Below are 20269 nucleotides of genomic sequence, written 5' to 3' on the forward strand. Positions count from 1 at the left end.
GCGGGACCCGGCCGGCGCGGACTACCCTCGGCACCTGTGATCGACCTCAAGGTTCTGCGCGAAGACCCGGACACCGTGCGCGCCTCGCAGCGCGCCCGCGGTGAGGACCCCGCGACCGTGGACGCGCTGCTGTCCGCGGACGACCGGCGGCGCACGGTGATCTCCCGCGCCGACTCCCTGCGCGCCGAGCAGAAGCTGTTCGGCAAGCAGGTCGGCAAGGCCAGGGGCGAGGAGCGCGAGGCGCTGCTGGCCAAGGGCAAGGAGCTCTCCGCCGGGGTCAAGGAGGCCGAGGCCGAGCAGCACGAGGCCGAGCAGGCCCTCGACGAGGCCCACCGCGCCCTGCCGAACCTGGTCGACCCGGCCGCCCCGGTCGGTGGCGAGGACGACTACGCGGTCCTCGAGCACGTCGGCACGCCCCGCGAGTTCGACTTCACCCCGCTCGACCACCTCGACCTCGGCGTCCGCCTCGGCGCCCTGGACATGGAACGCGGCGCGAAGGTCTCCGGCTCGCGCTTCTACTTCCTCACCGGCATCGGCGCCCAGCTCCAGCTGGCCCTGCTGAACCTCGCCGCCGCGCAGGCGACCGCCGCGGGCTTCACCCTGATCATCCCGCCGGTCCTGGTCCGCCCCGAGATCATGGCGGGCACCGGCTTCCTCGGCGCCCACGCCAGCGAGATCTACCGCCTCCGCGACGACGACCTGTACCTGGTCGGCACCTCCGAGGTCGCCCTCGCCGGCTACCACGCCGACGAGATCATCGACCTCTCGGCGGGCCCCCGCCGGTACGCCGGGTGGTCGACCTGCTTCCGCCGCGAGGCCGGGTCGTACGGCAAGGACACCAGGGGCATCATCCGGGTGCACCAGTTCGACAAGATCGAGATGTTCTCCTACTGCAAGCCGGAGGACGCCCCCGCCGAACACCAGCGGCTGCTCGACTGGGAGAAGCAGATGCTGGCCAAGATCGAGGTCCCCTACCGGGTGATCGACACGGCCACCGGCGACCTCGGCACCAGCGCCGCCCGCAAGTTCGACTGCGAGGCCTGGGTCCCGACCCAGCAGGCGTACCGGGAACTGACCTCCACCTCGAACTGCACGACGTTCCAGGCCCGCAGGCTGGGCGTGCGCTACCGCGACGAGAACAACAAGCCGCAAACCGCCGCCACCCTCAACGGCACCCTGGCCACCACCCGCTGGATCGTCGCCATCCTGGAGAACCACCAGCAAGCAGACGGCTCCGTCACCGTCCCAGAAGCCCTACGCCCCTTCCTAGGCCTGGACGTCTTGCGCCCCACCAACTAGCCCCCGATTCCCCGCGAAGGCGCCTCCCTCCCGGAGGCGCCTTCCGCTTTGTCCGGCCCCTTGATGGCCCGCCCTGCTCCCACCCGCTAATCGCTCGCCAACCTCGCGTCCGCACGCCCGCCGCCCGCCCTGCGCCCCCAGGCGCACGCGGACCGTTGCCGCGAACTCACCCGCCTACCGCGCGCCCACCTCGCGTCTTGCCCACCAGCCTCGCGCCCGCCGCCCGCCCCGCCTCGCGCCCACCCGCCTCGCGCCGTCTGCCCGCCACCCTCGCGGCCCCCTCGCGCACCCTGCCGCAGCCGCGCCGCCGTTCCGGAGGCCGCCATCGCGGAGGCCCTCCCCGCCTATCCCAGCCCCCACCCTCTCCGGGGGGCGGCCCCGGCTCCATTCTATCGGGCGACGGGTGCAGGGCCAGAGGTTCGGCGCGAGCTGTGGATAAGTGTGGGGATGTGGACAAGCGCGACCTGGGGAAATGACGGCGGCAGCGAGTTGTCGGCGCTGGGGTTCACTCGATTGGGAGGGTTGGTCCACAGGGCTGGCAACGGTATGGCAGGACGCGCCGGAGAGAGTCAGGTGGCCAGGGCGGGGGCCGGGGCGGCGGTGGTGCGTTCCTGTTTGCGGGCGCGCAGGAACTGGATCACGCGGCGGCCGAGGGCGATCATGGGGAGTTCTACTCGGCGGTAGATCACGTCTGCCATCAGGACTCCCACGGCCGTGACGACGACTGCGGTGGCCAGGCCGTGGGGGGCGAACATCGGGATGGCTGAGGCGACGACGAAGCCTGCGATGTTCTGCAGGAGGTACAGCGAGTACGAGCGTTCGCCGATGAAGACCATGGGGCGCAGGGTCAGGAGCCACTGCATCGGGCCAGGGCCGAGGGTGGCGACGACCAGCATCGCGCACAGGACGGTGTAGCCGATGATCGGGAGCAGCCCGCCCTTCCACTCCGAGATGTTCGCGATGTTGATCTGCACCAGGAACGCCGCGACCGCGATCGGCGGTGCGGTCAGCGGGTGGGTCAGCGGGCGCAGCAGCCGGAAGCCCTTGGCCGAGTGCAGCAGGAACGCGACCTGGCAGCCGATCATGATCATCAGGTACGGGGAGGCGTAGGGCAGCAGGAAGAACGTGCTGGCCATCAGCGCGGCCGTGCCCGCGATCCGCCAGGCCGGGCGCAGCAGGAACGTCGCGCCGAGCAGCAGCGGCCACACGATGTAGAACTTCTGCTCGATGCCCAGCGTCCAGCTCTGGCCGAACCACCAGTTCGGCGGCGCCAGTTCCTGGTTGAACCACAGGTAGTACGGCATCAGCGTCGGCATGCCGCTCGCGGTGTACTCGCGGCGCAGCCACAGGATGGCGGCGATCGCGCCGAGGATCACGTAGTACGCGGGCAGGATCCGGAAGGCCCGCCTGAGGTAGAACTCCTTGATCGAGATCTTGCGGTTCCTGCCCTCCTCGCGCAGCGCGAGCGTGGTGATCAGGAAACCGGAGATCACGAAGAACAAGTCAACGCCCAGGTAGCCGTTGAGGAAAGCGGCTTGCGGGCCCGCGAAGTGTGAGAAGACAACCAGAACGGCCGCTATCGCGCGAAGACCGTCCAACGCGTCGAACCTGCGCATGGCCAGGTAGTCGGCGTGGCTGATCGTCCGCATGGCGTCCTCCGAGAATCAATCCCCGGGGGAACATTAGGTCACATTGTGGTGAAAAGCAGCTCCGCCAAGTGGTTGCCGATTTCCAGCGCGCTCGTGGCGGCAGGCGAGGGCGCGTTCAGCACGTGCACCTGCCGGTGGCCCTGTTCGACCAGGAAATCGTCGACGAGCGAACCGTCCGGCAGCAACGCCTGCGCGCGCACCCCGGCACCGCTGCGGACCAGGTCGTCCTCGCCGACAGCAGGTACCAGCTTGGCCAGGCTCGCGGCGAACCGGCGCTTGGACAGCGAGCGGCGCACCTCCTCGTAGCCGACCGGGAACGCGTACTTGCGGGCCAGCCGCCAGGTGCCGGGGAAGCGGGCCGTCTCCAGCAGGTCGGCCACCGAAAGATCACCCCATCGGTACCCCTCGCGGCGCAGCGCCAGCACCGCGTTGGGGCCCGCGTGGACGCTGCCGTCCAGCATCCGGGTCAGGTGCACGCCCAGGAACGGCAGCGTCGGGTCCGGCACCGGGTAGATCAGGCCCTTGACCAGGTGGGACCGGTCCGGCCGCAGTTCGTAGTACTCGCCGCGGAAGGGCACGATCCTGGCCTTCGGGCTGAACCCGGCCATCCTGGCCACCCGGTCGCTGTGCAGGCCTGCGCAGTTGACCAGCGCGTCCGACCGCACGATCGCGCCCCCCGTCGCGACCTCGACCGTTCCCCGCTCCGACGTGCGGATCCCCAGCGCCGGGGTGGACAGCCGCAGGTCGGCACCGGCAGTTTCCAGCTCCCGCACGATCGCGGCGCAGACGGCCGGGAAGTCGATGATCCCGGTGCTCTCGACCCGCAGCGCGGCGACCGCGGCGACCTCGGGCTCGTACTCCCGCGCCTGCCCCTGCGTGATCATCTTGGCCGGGACGCCGTTGGCCTCGGCGCGCTGGGCGAGCACCTCCAGCGCGGGCAGTTCGGCCTCGCTGGTCGCGACGACCAGCTTCCCGCACACCTCGACCGGAACCCCGTTGGCCTGCGCGTACTCCACCATCGACCGGTTGCCCGCGACGGACATCCGCGCCTTGAGCGAGCCGGGCTTGTAGTACAGGCCCGCGTGCACGACGTTCGAGTTGTGGCCGGTCTGGTGCGCGCCCCAGCGCGCCTCCTTCTCCAGCACGGTGACCTGCGCCCCGCGCTGCACCAGGGACCTGGCGACCGCGAGGCCGACGATCCCGCCGCCGATGACCGTCACCTTGCGAGCCATGACACAACCCTCTCCAACGCAGCCGAACGCGCTCGGTAACCTGTGACGCCCCCGAACGCAGCAACGCGTAGTCGACGAAAGCGAGCTACCCGGTGAGCGTCGCTCTTTCCCAGGACCGAGTGGTGGAACCGAACCCGGACGAACAGAGTGTCCCACCTGTGCGCCGCAGCGGAGTGCTGGCCGGTCGAGTCGGTGCCGTCGCCGCGATCGCGGCCGGTACCGCGCTGATCGCGGCGCACGGGTTCGTCTACGGCCACTGGATCATGGACGACGCGGCGATCACCTTCGGTTACGCCCGCAACGTCGCCGACGGGTACGGCCCGGTGCTGCAGCCGGGGCTCGACCCGGTCGAGGGCTACTCGAACCCGGTCTGGATGGCGCTGCTCGCCCTCGGCGCGCTGGTCGGCCTGTTCGACCACGGCACGATCTTCGGCGTCCCCGACTACGTGCTGTTCCCCAAGGCGCTGGGCATCGCCTGCTGCGCGGGGATCCTGACGCTGTTCTACTTCGCCGCCAAGGTGCTCACCCCGCGCCCCCGGCTGGCGACCCTGCTCGCGGGCGCCGCGCTGGCGGCCATGCCCTCGTTCGTCATCTGGATCGTCTCCGGCCTGGAGAACCCGGTCTACGCGCTGTTCGTCACCGCGGTCGCGACCGTCCTGGTCCGCGCCATCGCCGCCGACCGGCTGCTGAACTGGCGCACCGGCGCGCTCGCCGGGGTGCTCGCCGCCGGTGCCGCGCTGAGCAGGCCGGACGGCGCGATCTACGCGGGCGCGTTCGGCATCGTCGCGCTGCTGTTCCTGCGCCGCGACCGGATCAAGCAGACCTTCGTGGCGTGCGTCATCTCGGTCGGCGCGTTCGCGGTGCCGTTCGGGGCGTACCTGGGCTACCGCTGGTTCACCTTCCACCGCCTGGTGCCCAACACCGCCGTGGCCAAGGACCAGCCGCTGCCCGCGCTGGAGGACCTCGGCAAGCCCAGCCTGCTGGTCGGCTACGTCGGCTGGGCCGCCGCGCTGCTCGTCGTCGGGCTCGTCGCCGCCACCCTCGCCCGCCGCACCCCGACCAGGGTGCAGATGGCGGGCCTGCTCGTCCCGCTCGGCCTCGCCGTCGCCGCGTTCTGCGTGCTGCAGGCCGACTGGATGGGCGAGTACCGGTTCGCCACCCCGATCTGGACCCTCGGCGCCCTCATCGCCGGGGTGTCGCTCACCGTCGTGTGGGACGCGTCGCGGCTGCGGGCCAGGGCCCTGCTCGCGCTCGGCCTCGTCGTCGCGGCCGCGCTGGCCTCCGTGCAGTTCGAGGCCTCCGCGCGCAGCTGGCGGATGGCCGCCAAGACCCCGCTGTGCATCGTGGTCGAGCGCGACGCGCGGACCATGAACGGCATCGCCGACATCCTCGGCCGCGACGGCCTCAGCGCGGGTGTCATCGACCTCGGCGGCCAGTCCATGGCCAGCGACCTGCGGCTGATCGACCTGGCCGGGCTCGGCGACGCCAAGATGGCCGAGTACCTGGGCGCCGCCGACCTGCAGGGCCTGCGCGACTACACCTTCACCGAGGCCAAGCCCAGCATCATCACCTTCATCGGCACCTGGGACACCACCCTCGGGTTCACCACCGACGCCCGCTTCGACCAGGACTACTACCTGGTCTACCAGTCGGCGCCGCCGTGGCCGGGGATCCTGCTGTCCTACAACCGGGTCGGCTTCTGGGTGCGCAAGGAACTCGTCGCCGACCAGGCCCAGTTGGCGCGGCTGCGGACCTACACCCACGACCGCGTCGAGCCCATCCTGCGGGAGAACGCCGTCGCCAACCGGCGCGACTGCGGGCCGGTGCTGCGCCCGGGCCAGACGGAGTGACCCCGGCGGCGGCCGGTACCGTGGGGGCGCGGCCCGGTCCGGACCGCCCACCCCGAGGTTGGAGCTTGAGCGAGGCATGATCCCTATCACCGTCGTGGACGTCGCCGACGCCGAGCCGCTGGTCCTGGAAGTGCTGCGGTCGGGCGTCATCGCGCAGGGGCCCATGGTCAAGCGGTTCGAGGACGCCTTCGCCGAGGTCGCCGGAGTCCCGCACGCGGTCGCGGTCAACAACGGCACCACGGCGCTGGTCGCGGCCATCGAGGTGCTCGACCTGCAGCCGGGCGACGAGGTGGTCACCACCCCGTTCACCTTCGTCGCGACGCTCAACGCGATCCTCGAGGCCGGGGCGACGGCCCGGTTCGCCGACATCAGCCGCACCGACTTCAACCTCGACCCGAACTCGGTCGCCGACGCGGTCACCGACCGGACCAAGGTCCTCATGCCCGTGCACCTCTACGGGCAGACCGCGGACATGGGCAAGCTCGTGCCGCTGGCCGAGGAGCACGGCCTCGCCTTGGTCGAGGACGCCGCGCAGGCCGTCGGCGCGACCTTCGACGGGCGCCCGGCCGGTAGCTACGGCATCGGCTGCTTCTCGCTCTACGCCACCAAGAACGTCACCACCGCCGAGGGCGGCGTGATCACGACGGGTGACGCCGCGCTCGCCGACCGGCTGCGCGTGCTGCGCAACCAGGGCATGCGCGCCAGGTACCAGTACGAGGTCGCGGGTCACAACTACCGGATGACCGACCTGCACGCCGCCGTCGGCATCCCGCAGCTGGAGAAGCTCGCGACGCTGACCGACGCACGCCGCCGCAACGCCACCGCGCTGAGCGAGGGCCTGGCAGGCATCCCCGGCCTGGAGACCCCCGCGGTGCTGCCGGGCCGCGAGCACGTGTGGCACCAGTACACGGTCCTGGTCACCGAGGACGCCGCCGTCGACCGCGACGAGTTCGCCGCCAAGCTCACCGAGCGCGGCATCGGCAACGGCATCTACTACCCCAAGCTCGTCTTCGACTACGACTGCTACCGCGACCACCCGCGCGTCATCGCCTCCGACGCGCCGGTCGCCACCAAGGTCGCCGAGCAGGCCCTGTCGCTGCCGGTGCACCCGAAGCTGACCGCCGGGGACATCGACACCATCGTCACCACGGTTCGCGAGGTGCTCGGCGCATGACCGCACTGCCCAGGATCGCGCTCGTCGGGGTCGGCACGATGGGCTCGCTGCACGCCCGCGTCATCGCGCAGAGCCAGGACTGCGAACTCGCCGTCGTGATCGACCCGCGCGAGGAGTTCGGCACCGCAGCGGCGCAGAAGTACGAGACCACCTGGCGCCCCGAGCTCGGCGACCTGTCCGATGTGGACGCCGTGGTCGTCGCGGCGGCCACCGAGGCGCACCACCAGCTCGCGCTGGACGTGCTCGGCCAGGGCAAGCCGCTGCTGATCGAGAAGCCGGTGTGCGCCAACCTCCCGCAGACCGAGGAGGTCCTCGCGCTCTCCGAGAAGGCGGGCCTGCCGATCATGTGCGGGCTGCTGGAGCGCTACAACCCGGCGGTCATGACCGCGCTCGGCCTGATCGACGCGCCGGTGCACGTCGCCGCCACCCGGCACTCCCCGTACGCGCCGCGGATCAAGACCGGTGTCGCGTGGGACCTGCTGGTGCACGACATCGACATCGCGCTGCAGGTCTTCCGCGGCGTCGAGCCGGTCCGGGTGTCCTCGGGCATCGGCCAGTTCCACCCCTCGTCGGTGCCCGGCGCGGAGGACGTCGTCGAGGCGGTGCTGACCTTCACGACCGGCGTCGCCACCGTGTCGGCCAGCCGCATCGGGCAGCGCAAGATCCGCACCCTCGCGGTGTACGAGCTCGACCGGCTCATCGAGGTCGACCTGCTCAGCCGCACGGTGACCGTGTACCGCAACGTCGTGCAGGACGCCTTCACGCCGGACGGCCGCGGCTACCGGCAGCAGAGCATCATCGAGATCCCCGAGCTGGTCACCGCGCGCGAGCCGCTGGCCACCCAGCTCGACCGGTTCCTGGACCTGATCGCGGGCCGGGTCGACGCCGACGCCGAGCGCCGCTCGATCCTGCCGTCGCACCGCGCGGTCGCCGCCGTGATGTCCTGATGGCCAACCGGATCCACCCCACCGCCATCATCGGCCCCGAGGTCGAACTGGGCGACGGCAACGTCATCGGCCCGTTCTCGGTGCTCGTCGGCCCGACCCGCATCGGCGACGGCAACTGGTTCGGCCCGCGCGCCGACATCGGCCAACCCGCCGACTACCGCGGCGGCCCGCACCCGGTCGGCTGGGACGGCGAGGTCGACGGCGGCGGGGTGGTGATCGGCGACGGCAACACCTTCAAGGAATCGGTCTCCATCACCCAGGGCATGTTCGGCGTCACCACGATCGGCTCCGGCTGCTACGTCATGGGCCGCTCCTGGATCGCCCACGACTGCGCCATCGACTCCGACGTGACCATCACCAGCGGCGTCCAGATCGCGGGCCACTGTCGCGTGTGGACCGGCGCGAACCTGGGCCTGGGAGTCGTGGTGCACCAGCGCACCCAGATCGGCCCCGGCGCCATGGTCGGCATGGGCACCGTCGTCGTCCGCGAGGTCGGCGCCTTCGCCAAGGTCGTCGGCAACCCCGCCCGCTCCATCGGCCACAACACCGTGGGCCTCTCCCGCCGCGGCTGCACCGACGAGACCATCGCCGAACTCCTCCCCACCCTCTCCGGCCACACCGACACCCTCCCCGACCTCCCCCCGGACGTCGCCACCCTCCTCAAGGCCTGGCAGAACCGCTAGCCCGCCGGTTTCGCGCCGCAAAGCCCAGCCCCGGCCGCCACGCGCCGACCTGCGCCGACCCGCCAGCCGCCGCCTTCAGCCGCCGCGCGATCGCCGCCTTCGGTCGCCACGCACCAGGCCTGTGGCCGCAGTGAGGCCCGCCAGCCGCCGCGAGCCCCAGGCTCGACCTCCGCTGCCCGCCCCCGGCCACCCCTCCGGCCGCCGTTCCGGAGGCCCTCCCCGCCTACCCCAGCCCCCACCCTCTCCGGGGGGCGGCCCCGGCACCATTTTATCGGGCCACGGTTGCAGGGCCAGAGGATTGGCGTGAGCTGTGGACAACTCGGGGGTTGTGGATGGGTGCGACCTGCGGGTGGCTGGGGTTCAGGCGCGCGGGTTCACCCGGTCGGGCGGCTTGTCCACAGGCGGGAGCCTGGGCGGGCACGCCGGGCGAGAGGGCCTGGAGAGCGGCAGGCGGGCCCGAGGCGGGAGCGATCGGGTGGCCAGCGGGCGGGAGCAGACCCAAACGACAGGGTGGGCACCCGAGAAAGCCGGTGCCCACCCCGTCGAAGGTGCGAAAGATCAGCAGTGGCCGAGCCGGGCCAGGGTGTCGACGATGATGTCGCTGGGTTGGTACTGGTCCACAAGGGACGGGCCCCGGCGGTTCTGGTATGTGGACAGGAAGTCGGCGAGTTTGTCCTTCTGCATCCCGGTCAGCACAACGGTTTCGCCGATGTGCTGCGGTGATTCCGTGCGCTCGCGGTGGATCGCGCACGGCAGCCCGAGGTAGAAGCACTCCGCGCCGAGGCCGCCTGAGTCGGTCACGACGAACTTGGCGCGGGCCATCAGCGGCAGGAACTGCAGGTACCGCATCTTCGGCTGGATGATGAACCGCTTGCCGTCGAACAGGTTGCCCAGGCCGAGCCGCTCGATGCGCTCCCGCTCCGGGGCGCCCGCCATGTACAGGATCGGCAACTGCGAGCTGTGGTCGCGCAGGGCTTCCAGCGCCTCGCGGTACTTGTCCGCGCGGGAGACCAGTTCGAACCGGTGCAGGGTCGCCAGGCCGTACTCGTCGGGCAGGTCGAGGTCCGGGAAGGTGCCGTTCACGGCCATCCGCAGCGCGTCGATGGCGGTGTTGGCGCCGGTGTCGATGACCGCGCCGCGGGCGTGGCGGAGGTTGTCGGCCTCGCGGGCGCTGGGGGCGAAGTGCAGGTCGACCAGCTTGGCGGCGACCTTGCGGTTGATCTCCTCCGGCAGCGGGCTGAGCAGGCTGCCCGAGCGGCACCCGGCCTCGACGTGGGCGACCCGCGCGCCGAGGAAGCGCTTGGCGATCAGCGCGCCGCCGGGGGTGGTGAAGGTGTCGCCGTGCACGATGACCAGCGGCGGGCGGCCGTCCTCGGCGAGGATCGCGCGCAGTTCCGAGCGGCGGTTCCACGCGTTGCGGGCGACGGTCAGCGCCCAGCCGGGCACCTGGGCCGGGGTCTCCAGGTTGCGCGCCTTGGAGCGCGGCACCAGCCACACGTCCGGCTCGGGCAGCTGGAGGTCGGCCAGCACCTCGGAGACCTCGTCGACGTGCTGGGCGGTGAACCAGATCTTCGGCTTCGTGCCCCGGTTGACGATCGCGTGGTACACCGGCGCGATCTTGATCAGTTCGGCGGTGGTGCCGAGGATGAAGGAGATCACCAGCTGGCCTCTTCGGCTCGACGGCAGAGCCCGGCCAGCATAGGCGCAGTCCGCGCCACCGCCGTGCCCGGGTATCGTCAGCCGGTGTGAACGCGCCCGTGCCCACGTTGAGCGTCGTCATCCCGGTCTACAACGAGGAATCCTGGGTGCCGCGGTGCGTCGCGGCGCTCGTGGAATCCCTGGAGCGGGCCGCCTGGGAGGCGCAGGTCGTCGTCGTCGACGACGGTAGTACTGACGCCACCGGTGACAGGCTCGCCGAGTTGGCCAAGACACACGGCATCACCGTCGTCTCCCAGTCCAACCGCGGCCGGTTCGAGGCGCGCAAGGCAGGGCTGTCCGAGGCGACGGGCCAGTTCGTCCTCTTGCTCGACAGCCGGGTCATCGTCGAGCCGGACGCGTTGACCTACCTGCGCGACCAGCTCGTCGAGCACCCCGAGCGCAAGGTGTGGAACGGCCACATCACCGTCGCCTCCGCGGGCAACCCGTATGCCGGGTTCATGGCCGGGCTGGTCAAGATCCCGTGGCGCCGCTACTGCGCGGACCCGAGGCTCACCTCCTTCGGCCCCGACGAGTTCGACCTGTACCCCAAGGGCACCGGGTTCTTCGTCGCGCCGCGCACCACGCTCGACGGCGCGGTGCTGGCCTTCGACTCGCTCTACGACGACGTCTCCCTCGCCAGCGACGACACCAAGGTGCTGCGCTGGATCATCGACCGCGAGCGGATCAACATCTCGCCCGGTTTCGCCGCCGTCTACAACGGCCGCGACACGCTGGAGAAGTTCGCCAAGCAGTCGCTCTACCGCGGCACGACCTACGTCGACAGCTACCTCACCTCGGCCGGTCCCGCGCGCACCGCCCTGTTCGGCGCCCTCGGCGTCGGCGTCGTCGCGGTCGCGATGCTGGTGCGCAAGCCGAAGACGACCATCGCCGCGGGCGTGGTCGGCTGCGCGGCCGCCGGTGCCGCCGTCCGCAGGTGCGGCGCGACGCCGGGGGAGGCGCGCGCGGTCGCCACGCTGCTCCCGCTGTTCGCGGGCGGCTTCGGCCTCGGTGTCCTGCGTGGCCTCTTCCTCGCCGCCAAGGCCTGGCTCCGCAGGTGACCACCGAGCACGACCCCGCCGCTCACCCCGCGCAGGACGAGCAACCGGAGTCCACCGAGGCCGTGGGCAGGTCGGTCGGCCGGGTGGGCCTGGCGATCCTCGCGGGCTCCGCCCTGGGCTATGCGGTCCTGATCCTCACCGGACGGCTGTTCAACCCCGCCGACTACGCCATCTTCATGACGTTCTGGGGTCTCCTGTTCGGCCTGGGCAGCGCACTGTCCCCGTTGGAACAAGAGCTGTCCCGCCAGTCCGCGCTCGCGGGCGCCCGCGGCACCAAGGTCGGCGCGGACGGCGTCACCGCCCTGGTGACCGGGCTCGTCGCCGTCGCCGTGGTCGCCGCCATCCCGTTGATCCCCGCGGTCAACGAGCGCCTCTTCCGCGGCCAGCACTGGCTGGCCGTGGTCGTGCTGGTCGCCGGGGTCGCGTTCGCGGTGCAGTTCGCGGTGCGCGGGGTGCTCGTCGGCACCAACGAGGTCGGCGCCTACTCGTGGCTGATCGTGGTCGAGTCCGCCGTCCGGCCGCTGGTCATCGTGGCCCTGGTCCTCGCCGCGCTCGACGGGATGGTGTCGCTGGCCGTCGCGGTCGCGGTCGGCTCGTTCGCCTGGGTGCTGTTCACCAAGCGGACCCGCGCCCACGTGGACCCGGCGCTGCCCGGGGACCCGCCGCGGGTCGTCGTGCCCAGGATGCTGATGCTGTTCACCAGCTCGGCGCTCACCGCCGCGGTGATCACCGGGTACCCGGCCGTGGTCAGCCTGCTCGTCCCGCCCGGCGACGAGGACCGGCTCGGCACCCTGTTCGCCGCGCTCGCCGTCGCGCGGGTGCCGCTGCTGCTGTTCTCCGCCGTCCAGGCCATCGCGGTGCCCGTGGTGGTGCGCCTCTCGCAGAGCCCGGACGGCCTGCGCAGGCTCCGCAGGCTGCTCGTCGTCGGCACGGTCGGCGCCGTCGCGCTCGCCGCGCTCGGCGGCCTCGTCGGGCTGCTCATCGGCCCGTGGGTGGTGTCGCTGCTCTTCGGCGCCGACTTCGTGGTCGCGGGCTGGGCGGTCGCCGGTCTGGTGTGGTCGTCGGTGCTGATCGCCGTGCTGCAACTGCTGGCCGCCGTGCTCGTGGCCAGGGTCCGGCCGACCCAGGTGCTGGCCGTCTGGGCGGTGGTCACCACCGCGGCCGTCCTGGTCGTCGCGCTGTGGCCGGGCGACGCGGTGCTCAAGGCCGTGCTCGGGCTCGTGGTCGGTCCCACGGTCGGCTTGCTCGTCGCCGCGGCCGCGGTGGCCAAATCGGACCCCAGGGACATGCCGGTCGACCCGGCCGCGCGGCCCTGACACCGGATCCCGGCACCGCGCGCGGTATCGTCTTCCCGCGTTTCCAGGCCTACGACGGATTGGTTCCACCATGGCCGAGGTAGCCACCCGGCGGATCCTCATCGTGCTCCCCGCCCTCAACGAAGAGAACAACGTCGGCGCCGTGGTGCGCCACGTGCGCGAGACGCTGCCCGACGCGGGCGTGCTCGTGGTGGACGACGGGTCGTCCGACCAGACCTCGCGCCGCGCCAGGGAGGCCGGTGCCACCGTCGCCAGGCTCGCGGTGAACCTCGGCGTCGGCGGTGCGATGCGCACCGGCTTCCGCTACGCCGTCGCCAACGGCTACGACGTGGTGGTCCAGGTCGACGCCGACGGCCAGCACGACCCCGAGCACGTCCGGGAACTCGTCGACCACCTCGACCAGGCCGACCTGGTCATCGGCGCCCGCTTCGCTGGCAAGGGCGCCTACCGCGCCACCGGCCCGCGCCGCTGGGCGATGTGGGTGCTGGCGGTGGTCATCTCGCGGCTGGCCAGGACCAAGCTCACCGACGTCACCTCCGGCTTCAAGGCCGCCGGGCCGCGCGCGGTGAAGATGTTCGCCCAGTACTACCCGGCCGAGTACCTCGGTGACACCGTCGAGTCGCTCGTGCTCGCCATCCGCGGCGGGCTGGTCGTCCGGCAGGTCCCCGTGGAGATGCGCGAGCGCAGCGGCGGCCAGCCGAGCCAGACCCCGATCCGCGCCGCGGTGTACCTTTTCCGGGCCGGGCTGGCCCTGCTGCTGGCGCTCGTCCGCCGTCGTCCGTCGGTCGAGTCGGCCGACGCTGCCTAGGAGGTCCCCATGGCCGGATGGCGGTTGCTCAGCGTCGTCGTCGCCTGCTTGGTGCTGCTGTTCGTCGTCGAGCTGATGCGGCGCCGCAAGCTGCGCGAGAAGTACGCGGGCATGTGGTTGCTGGTCAGCGTCGGCGTGCTGGTGTTCGGCATCTTCCCCGACTTCGCGCAGGACCTCGCCGACCTGGTCGGCGTGCAGACCGCGTCCAACTTCACCTTCCTGCTCTCCGGCATCGTCCTGGCCGCGGTGAGCCTGCACCTCAGCAGTGAGGTCGGTCACCTGGAGGAGGAGACGCGCACGGCGGTCGAGGAGATCGCCCTGCTGCGCTGCGAGTTGGAGCGCACGCGGGCGGAGCTCGACGCCAGGATCGCCCAACTCGAGTCCGGTGCCCCGGCGCAGGCGGGGGACCCGAGCGGGACCCCGTCGCGCAACGGCTCGCACGCCACCACCTCGGCGCGGTCCTGAACCCGGCATGACACCGGCATCGGCCGTGGTCCTACCACCCGCGGCCGGGCTCGGGGTCAGCCGAACGGGTAAGGCAGCGGCGAGCAGGTAGCCTTGGAGTGCCTCGGGCGCCGTGCAGCGCCCGGTTCACCCCACGATCGGTCACCCAGCGCACCCGGGACCCGCGGGTCGTGTGACCGGCCCGACGACTGAGACGGCCGCGCGCGGCGGCTCTCTGGAGGTCCGAACAAGCATGACCCGCAGTGCCCCCAGCGCTACCGCAGCACCCGAGGCAGAGCCGACCGCCCCAGCCGCGCGGCTGGTCGCCCAACGCGGGTTGTTCCGCGGTCCCGACCCGGTGTGCCCGGACGAGCTCTACACCACCATCGTCTCCGGCGCGGCCGAGCGGGAGCGGACGCGGATCACCGTGCAGCCGTTCTCCGCGGTGAGCACCGACACCTACTTCGGCCGCTTCCCGGCGTCGCACTGGCAGCGCTGGACCGTGGTCACCGAGGTGACCGTGGAGCTGGTGGTCAGCGGGTCGGCCAAGATCGCGCTGGTCGCCTCGGACTTCCGCGGCGAGACCAGGCCGGAGGCCGCCACCGACGTGCGCGGCGGCACCGACCAGCTCGTCACCCTCACCGCCAAGCTGGACAAGTTCCTCGACGGCGGCTTCCTCTGGGTCGAGATCGACACCGAGGACACCGGCCTGGCCGTCGACCGGCTGGTCTGGACCGTGGCCGCGCCGGAGACCTACCGGCCCACCTCGGTGGTCATCTGCACGTTCAACCGCGCCGACGACTGCACCCGCACCCTCGGCGCCCTCGCCGGTGACGAGGCGGCCCTCGAGGTCCTCGACGCCGTCTACGTCGTCGACCAGGGCACCGACACCGTGCAGTCGCGCCCCCAGTTCAACGACCTCGACAACGCCCTCGGCGGCCGGTTGCGCTACCTGCGCCAGCCGAACCTGGGCGGCGCCGGTGGCTTCGGCCGCGGCATGTACGAGGTCACCAAGTCCGGCGAGTCGAACATCCTGCTGATGGACGACGACGTGCTGTGCGAGCCGGAGATCGCGGTCCGGCTCTCCGCGTTCGCCAACCGCACCCAGCGCCCGACCCTGGTCGGCGGCCAGATGCTGCGGCTGCTGCACCCCACCCGGCTCATCGCCAGCGCCGAGTACGCCGACTTCAACCAGCTCATCCCGGGCCAGGTCGTGCACAACGGCCTCGACGACGTCGACCTGCTCGAGCCCGCGCTCGACGGCAACGGCGAGCCGACCGGCCAGCCGGTGCGCGGCGACCGCCGGGTCGAGGCCGACTACAACGCCTGGTGGTCCTGCCTGATCCCGAACGAGGTCGCCAGGGAGCTGGGTCTCCCGCTTCCGGTGTTCTTCCAGTGGGACGACGTCGAGTACGGCTACCGGGCCCGCTCCCGCGGGTACAACACGGTGACCCTGCCCGGCGCCGGTCTCTGGCACGCCGACTTCGACTGGAAGGACGGCGACAAGTGGAACGAGTACTTCGCCGTCCGCAACGCGATGATCGTCGCCACCCTGCACTCGGCGTTCCCGCCCAAGCAGATGGCCAGGGTGATCACCTCCCGGGTGGCCCGCGCGCTGCTGGGCATGCAGTACGGCTTCGCGGTCACCATGATCAAGGCGGCCGAGGACTTCCTGGAGGGCCCGCGCGCGCTGCACGACGGCGGCCAGCAGGCCGCGGCCGACATCCGCAAGCTGCGCGCCGAGTACGCCGACACCGTGGCGCACCCGATCGGCAAGCTCGGTGAGCTCGGCCTCGGCTCGGTGCCGCTGATCCAGGCGGCGCCCGCGCCCAAGAGCCCCCGGCTGGTGCTGCTCAAGCGGCTCGCGCACCTGGCGACCGGCCGCTCGACGCACCCGGTCGGCGCCGTGCCGTCGGTCGACTCGGCGTGGTGGCACGTGTCCCAGTTCGACAAGGTCGTCGTCACCGACGCCGCCCAGGACGCGGTCCGGGTCAGGACCAGGGACAAGGCGACCACCATCGAGCTGGCCAAGCGGGTCGCCCAGGTCGCGCGGCGGATCATCGCCGAAGGCCCCAGGCTTCAGGAGGAGTACCGCGCCGCGGTGCCCGCACTGACCGACAAGGACAACTGGGAGCGGTTGTACGGCCTGCGCTGAGCAGGTCCCAACCCCACAGGCCCGGGGCAGCACACCGCCCCGGGTGAGCGCAGTTCGCTGGAGGAGCGAAGTGACCGAGCAGGACGTGGCACGGCGGAGCGATGACCAGGTGGTGCTGCAGCGGGTGATCCTGCCCCGCGACACCGACCCGGTGGACGTGCGACCGCTCTACCTGGACGAGCTGGAGACTGCGCACAGCCACGTGTCCTCGCGCACCGCGGTGACCGTGCCGGTCTCGGCGCGGGTGTCGTTCGCGGCGTTCTTCAACGCGTTCCCGGCCGGGTACTGGAAGCGCTGGACCAAGGTCACCGAGGTCATCCTGCGGGTGAACCTGCGCGGTGGCGGCCGGATCGACGTGTACCGGTCCAAGCCCAACGGCGACCAGGCGCACCTGGCCGGGCAGGCCGTGCGCTCCGGCGCCGAGTGGACCACCGCGGAGTTCCGGGTCAGCCTCGCCCCGTTCGAGGACGGCGGCTGGGTCTGGTTCGACCTGTTCACCGACGACTCGACCCTCGAGCTCGCGGACGCGGTGTGGGCTACCGAGCTGGACCTGCCGCCGGTGAAGCTGTCCATCGGCACCACCACGTTCAACCGGGTCGACGACTGCGTCGCCTCGCTGCTGGCCCTCGGCGAGGACCCGGCGATCCTGGACGTGGTCACCAAGGTCTACGTGGCCGACCAGGGCACCCAGAAGATCTCCGGGCACCCGCGCTTCGCCGAGGCCGCCCAGCTGCTCGGGGCCAGGCTCGAGGTCATCGAGCAGGGCAACCTGGGTGGCTCCGGCGGGTTCAGCCGCGCCTTCTACGAGTCGATCGAGCACTCCGACGTCGACCAGATCCTGCTGATGGACGACGACATCGCCCTGGAGCCGGACTCGATCCTGCGGGCCAGCGCGTTCGCCAGGGCGGCGACCAGCCCGATGATCGTCGGCTCGCAGATGCTCAACCTGCAGGAGAAGGCCCAGCTGCACAGCATGGGCGAGGTCGTCGACCTGCACAGCTGCTACTGGCGCCCGGCGCCGGGCGCGGTCACCAAGCACGACTTCGGCGAGGAGTCGCTGCGCGAGACCCCCGAGCTGCACCGGCGGATCGACTCCAGCTACAACGGCTGGTGGATGTGCCTGTTCCCGCGCGAGATCGTCGAGGCCAACGGCCTGCCGCTGCCGCTGTTCATCAAGTGGGACGACGCGGAGTACTCGCTGCGCGCGCTGGCCAAGGGGTACCCCACGGTCACCCTGCCCGGCTCCGCGGTCTGGCACATGCCGTGGACCGACAAGAACGACCTGTCGGACTGGACGGTCTACTTCCACCTGCGCAACCGGCTGGTCGTCGCCGCGCTGCACAGCCCGCACGACCAGCGCGCCGTGCTGGTCAAGCAGGGCATGCGCAACACCCTGCGCCGCCTGCTGTCGATGGAGTACTCGACGGTCGCGATCGAGATCAAGGCGATCGAGGACTTCCTGGCCGGTCCCGACCGGCTCTTCGACCTGCTGCCGACCGCCCTGCCGGAGGTCCAGCGCATCCGCAAGCAGTACCCGGACGCGCAGACCCTGGCCTCGGCCAGCCAGTTCCCGCCGCCGTCGCTGGACGCGGTGCACGCGGAGCGGATGCTGCGGCCGCCGGTGAACCCGGCCAAGATCGCCGCCCAGGCCTCCAAGGCGCTGCTGCACAACCTGCGCCCCCCGGCCCCGGAGGCGGCTGACCGCCCGCAGGTCAACGTGCCCGCCAGCAGCGCGCTGTGGTTCCTGCTCGGCAACCTGGACAGCGCCACCGTCTCCAACCCGGACGGCAGCGGGGTCGCCTTCCGCAGACGGGACCCGAAGGTGTTCCGCGAGCTGTCGAAGCAGGCCGCCGCGGCGTACCGGCGCCTGGCCACCGAGTGGCCCGCCGCCCGCGAGACCTGGCGCGCGGCCATGCCGGAGCTCACCTCGACGGAGTCCTGGCGCAAGGTCTTCGAGAACTAGTCCGCACGAACTCGGCGAGGGCGGTCCCCACCAGGGGCCGCCCTCGTGTGCGTTTGCGGCCCGCTCACCGCCCTTCTCGGGCGGTCGAGGGCGAATCGGGCGGCGGCACCGGGACGGGCGGGGTGCGGGACGCCAGGGCGCTTCTGGGCGCCTTTCCGGGGACCCGCGCACATCTTTCGCCCAATAGGGTGAATTTTCCCGACCAGAGCCGACAAGGGTTCGGAAATGGCCTGAGGCCCGATCTCCGCCGGAGCGGGGATCGGGCCTCAGGTTGCTAGCGTCAAGATCAGAGAGCGCGCACGCCGGTGGCCTGCGGGCCCTTCTGGCCCTGGCCGATCTCGAACTCGACGCGCTGGTTCTCGTCCAGGGTCTTGAAGCCCGAGCCCTGGATCTCCGAGTAGTGCACGAAGACGTCGGCGCCGCCGTCGTCCGGCTGGATGAAGCCGAAGCCCTTCTCGGAGTTGAACCACTTCACTGTGCCCTGTGCCACGTCTATCTCCTCAACAGGTACCGCTTGGCTCTGCGCGGTCGCGCAAACCCATGGTCGGTTTCAGACGGCGACTTCTCCGGCTTGACCTGGAGGAAAACCGCGCGCCCGCAACGATCTCTTGCGAGCGTGATCTAACACGTACTCAAGAAAATTCACGACCGGATACAGTCAACCACACACCGCAGCACCCGCGCACCCGCATGCCGGGGGTTGCGACCAGCCACCCGCTGGGAGACGCTGTCAAGGTGAGCGAGCTCGCCAGTGACAACACCGAGTCCATCGCACTCCGCCTCGATGATGTCGGCGTATCCGTCGACCTGCCGAGGCCAGCCAATGTGGGTGACCAGGTCCAAGGCGTCCCGTACCGACCGGTCGAGTTCCGCGACGACGACCTGCCCACCGCGCTCGAGCGGGCGGCGTCCTGGCTGCGGCGCACCCAGGACTGGCTCGGCGAACCGGTCGACGTGATCGCCATCCACCTCGACTACGACGACCGCGAGGGCAGGCCGTACTACGACGTCAAGCTGCTCTGCAACGACGAGGACCTGGCAGGGGCCCCGATCGCCCTGCGCGAACACCTGGCCCGCGGCAGCGAGGTCTGACCCACCGGCACGCCCCGTCCCGCCACCGGGACGGGGCGTCGGCCCGCTAGAACCAGCGCTCCAAGACCTGCGCCACCCCGTCCTCGGAGTTCGGCGCCGTCACCTCGTCCGCCGCGGCCTTGACGTCGTCGTGGGCGTTGGCCATCGCCACCCCGTGCCCGGCCCAGCGCAGCATCTCGATGTCGTTGGGCATGTCCCCGAAGGCGATCACCGACGCCCGCGGCACCCCGGTCAGCTCGGCCACCTCGGCCAGCCCCTTGGCCTTGGTCACACCCGGCGCGGAGACCTCCAGCAGGCCCAGGTTCGTCGAATACGTCACATCGACGCTGTCGCCGAGCAGTTCGCGGGCCGCGAACAGCATCTCGGCGCTGGTCATCCCCGCGTGCCGCACCAGCAGCTTCACCGCGGGGCGGCCGAGCACCTCGGCGCGGGAGGCGACGGTCAGCTCGTCGACTGCGTCGCCCCACGGGTTCGAGTAGCGCTGCTCCGCGGCGTACGGGGCCTCCAGGTGCGGCCCGCCGACCACGACCCGCTCGGTCGCGAACGCGGCACCGGGGATCGCCCGGTCCAGCACGTGCGCCACGTCGTGCAGCTGGACCGGGTCCAACTGGTGTGCCGAGACCACATAGCCGGTGCTGATGTCGTAGATGATCGCCCCATTGGCGCAGACCGCGTACCCGTCCAGCCCCGCGCTGTCGGACACCGGCGGGATCCACCGCGGCGGACGCCCGCTGACCAGCACGAACGGCGTCCCGGTCGCGACAACCCTGGCGATCACCCCCACCGTGCGGTCGGTCACCCGCTCCAGCGGGCCGAGCAGCGTTCCATCGATGTCGGAGGCGACGAGCCGGGGCGAGTCCACGCGCCCATCCTCCCGGACCCGTCGACCCGGTTCCGGTGG

General features: G+C 71.4%; 17 protein-coding genes. 12 read left to right on the forward strand and 5 right to left on the reverse strand.

From position 1 onward, the window contains the following. Positions 1–36: 36 nt before the first annotated feature. Positions 37–1299, forward strand: coding sequence for a serine--tRNA ligase (gene serS / locus BMY07_RS29785; protein WP_092785970.1), 1263 nt, complete (start codon positions 37–39; stop codon positions 1297–1299). A gap of 569 nt (positions 1300–1868) precedes the next feature. Here the strand turns inward: serS and BMY07_RS29790 are convergent. Beyond that, positions 1869–2948, reverse strand: coding sequence for an acyltransferase family protein (locus BMY07_RS29790; protein ID WP_245782735.1), 1080 nt, complete (start codon positions 2946–2948; stop codon positions 1869–1871). 38 nt (positions 2949–2986) lie between these two features. Further along, on the reverse strand, positions 2987–4180 hold the full coding sequence (gene lhgO, locus BMY07_RS29795) for an L-2-hydroxyglutarate oxidase (RefSeq protein WP_092785972.1): 1194 nt from the start codon (positions 4178–4180) through the stop codon (positions 2987–2989). 158 nt (positions 4181–4338) lie between these two features. On the opposite strand from lhgO, the gene BMY07_RS29800 reads away from it, so the two are divergent. From BMY07_RS29800 to BMY07_RS29815, 4 genes are all read left to right on the forward strand, one after another. Next, complete coding sequence (locus BMY07_RS29800; RefSeq protein ID WP_143073712.1) at positions 4339–6030, forward strand: glycosyltransferase family 39 protein; 1692 nt, start codon at positions 4339–4341, stop codon at positions 6028–6030. Positions 6031–6106: 76 nt separating this feature from the next. Further along, on the forward strand, positions 6107–7204 hold the full coding sequence (locus tag BMY07_RS29805) for a DegT/DnrJ/EryC1/StrS family aminotransferase (protein ID WP_092785976.1): 1098 nt from the start codon (positions 6107–6109) through the stop codon (positions 7202–7204). After that, the gene (locus tag BMY07_RS29810) at positions 7201–8151 is read left to right on the forward strand and encodes a Gfo/Idh/MocA family protein (RefSeq protein ID WP_092785978.1); all 951 of its coding nucleotides are present in this window, start codon (positions 7201–7203) and stop codon (positions 8149–8151) included. Before BMY07_RS29805 ends, BMY07_RS29810 begins: the two co-directional genes overlap by 4 nt. After that, positions 8151–8834 (forward strand): LbetaH domain-containing protein, encoded by a 684-nt coding sequence (locus BMY07_RS29815; protein WP_092785980.1) that lies wholly within the window; start codon positions 8151–8153, stop codon positions 8832–8834. Before BMY07_RS29810 ends, BMY07_RS29815 begins: the two co-directional genes overlap by 1 nt. A gap of 558 nt (positions 8835–9392) precedes the next feature. Here the strand turns inward: BMY07_RS29815 and BMY07_RS29820 are convergent. Further along, the gene (locus BMY07_RS29820; RefSeq protein WP_092785982.1) at positions 9393–10493 is read right to left on the reverse strand and encodes a UDP-N-acetylglucosamine 2-epimerase; all 1101 of its coding nucleotides are present in this window, start codon (positions 10491–10493) and stop codon (positions 9393–9395) included. Between the two features lie 86 nt (positions 10494–10579). Here BMY07_RS29820 and BMY07_RS29825 point away from each other — a divergent pair, with 86 nt between their 5' ends. From BMY07_RS29825 to BMY07_RS29850, 6 genes are all read left to right on the forward strand, one after another. After that, complete coding sequence (locus tag BMY07_RS29825; protein WP_092785984.1) at positions 10580–11590, forward strand: glycosyltransferase family 2 protein; 1011 nt, start codon at positions 10580–10582, stop codon at positions 11588–11590. Then, a complete protein-coding gene (locus BMY07_RS29830; protein WP_092785986.1) occupies positions 11587–12906 on the forward strand; it encodes a lipopolysaccharide biosynthesis protein in 1320 nt (439 codons plus the stop codon). Before BMY07_RS29825 ends, BMY07_RS29830 begins: the two co-directional genes overlap by 4 nt. A gap of 70 nt (positions 12907–12976) precedes the next feature. Beyond that, a complete protein-coding gene (locus BMY07_RS29835; protein ID WP_092785988.1) occupies positions 12977–13714 on the forward strand; it encodes a glycosyltransferase family 2 protein in 738 nt (245 codons plus the stop codon). Between the two features lie 9 nt (positions 13715–13723). Further along, positions 13724–14179, forward strand: a complete 456-nt coding sequence (locus BMY07_RS29840) for a DUF2304 domain-containing protein (RefSeq protein ID WP_092785990.1) — start codon at positions 13724–13726, stop codon at positions 14177–14179. Positions 14180–14411: 232 nt separating this feature from the next. After that, positions 14412–16313, forward strand: a complete 1902-nt coding sequence (locus tag BMY07_RS29845; RefSeq protein ID WP_092785992.1) for a glycosyltransferase — start codon at positions 14412–14414, stop codon at positions 16311–16313. 70 nt (positions 16314–16383) lie between these two features. Beyond that, positions 16384–18276, forward strand: a complete 1893-nt coding sequence (locus tag BMY07_RS29850) for a glycosyltransferase (RefSeq protein WP_092785994.1) — start codon at positions 16384–16386, stop codon at positions 18274–18276. A gap of 286 nt (positions 18277–18562) precedes the next feature. Here the strand turns inward: BMY07_RS29850 and BMY07_RS29855 are convergent, their stop codons facing one another. Further along, a complete protein-coding gene (locus tag BMY07_RS29855; RefSeq protein WP_092785996.1) occupies positions 18563–18766 on the reverse strand; it encodes a cold-shock protein in 204 nt (67 codons plus the stop codon). A gap of 245 nt (positions 18767–19011) precedes the next feature. Between BMY07_RS29855 and BMY07_RS29860 the strand changes: the two genes are divergently transcribed. Further along, positions 19012–19368, forward strand: coding sequence for a hypothetical protein (locus tag BMY07_RS29860; protein ID WP_092785998.1), 357 nt, complete (start codon positions 19012–19014; stop codon positions 19366–19368). A 46-nt stretch (positions 19369–19414) separates the two neighbouring features. Here the strand turns inward: BMY07_RS29860 and BMY07_RS29865 are convergent, their stop codons facing one another. Next, positions 19415–20230 carry an HAD family hydrolase gene (locus BMY07_RS29865; RefSeq protein WP_092786000.1) on the reverse strand — a complete coding sequence of 272 codons (816 nt, stop codon included), beginning with the start codon at positions 20228–20230 and terminating at the stop codon, positions 19415–19417. Positions 20231–20269: the final 39 nt, after the last annotated feature.

Source organism: Actinokineospora terrae (assembly GCF_900111175.1).
Classification (GTDB): Bacteria; Actinomycetota; Actinomycetes; order Mycobacteriales; family Pseudonocardiaceae; genus Actinokineospora; species Actinokineospora terrae.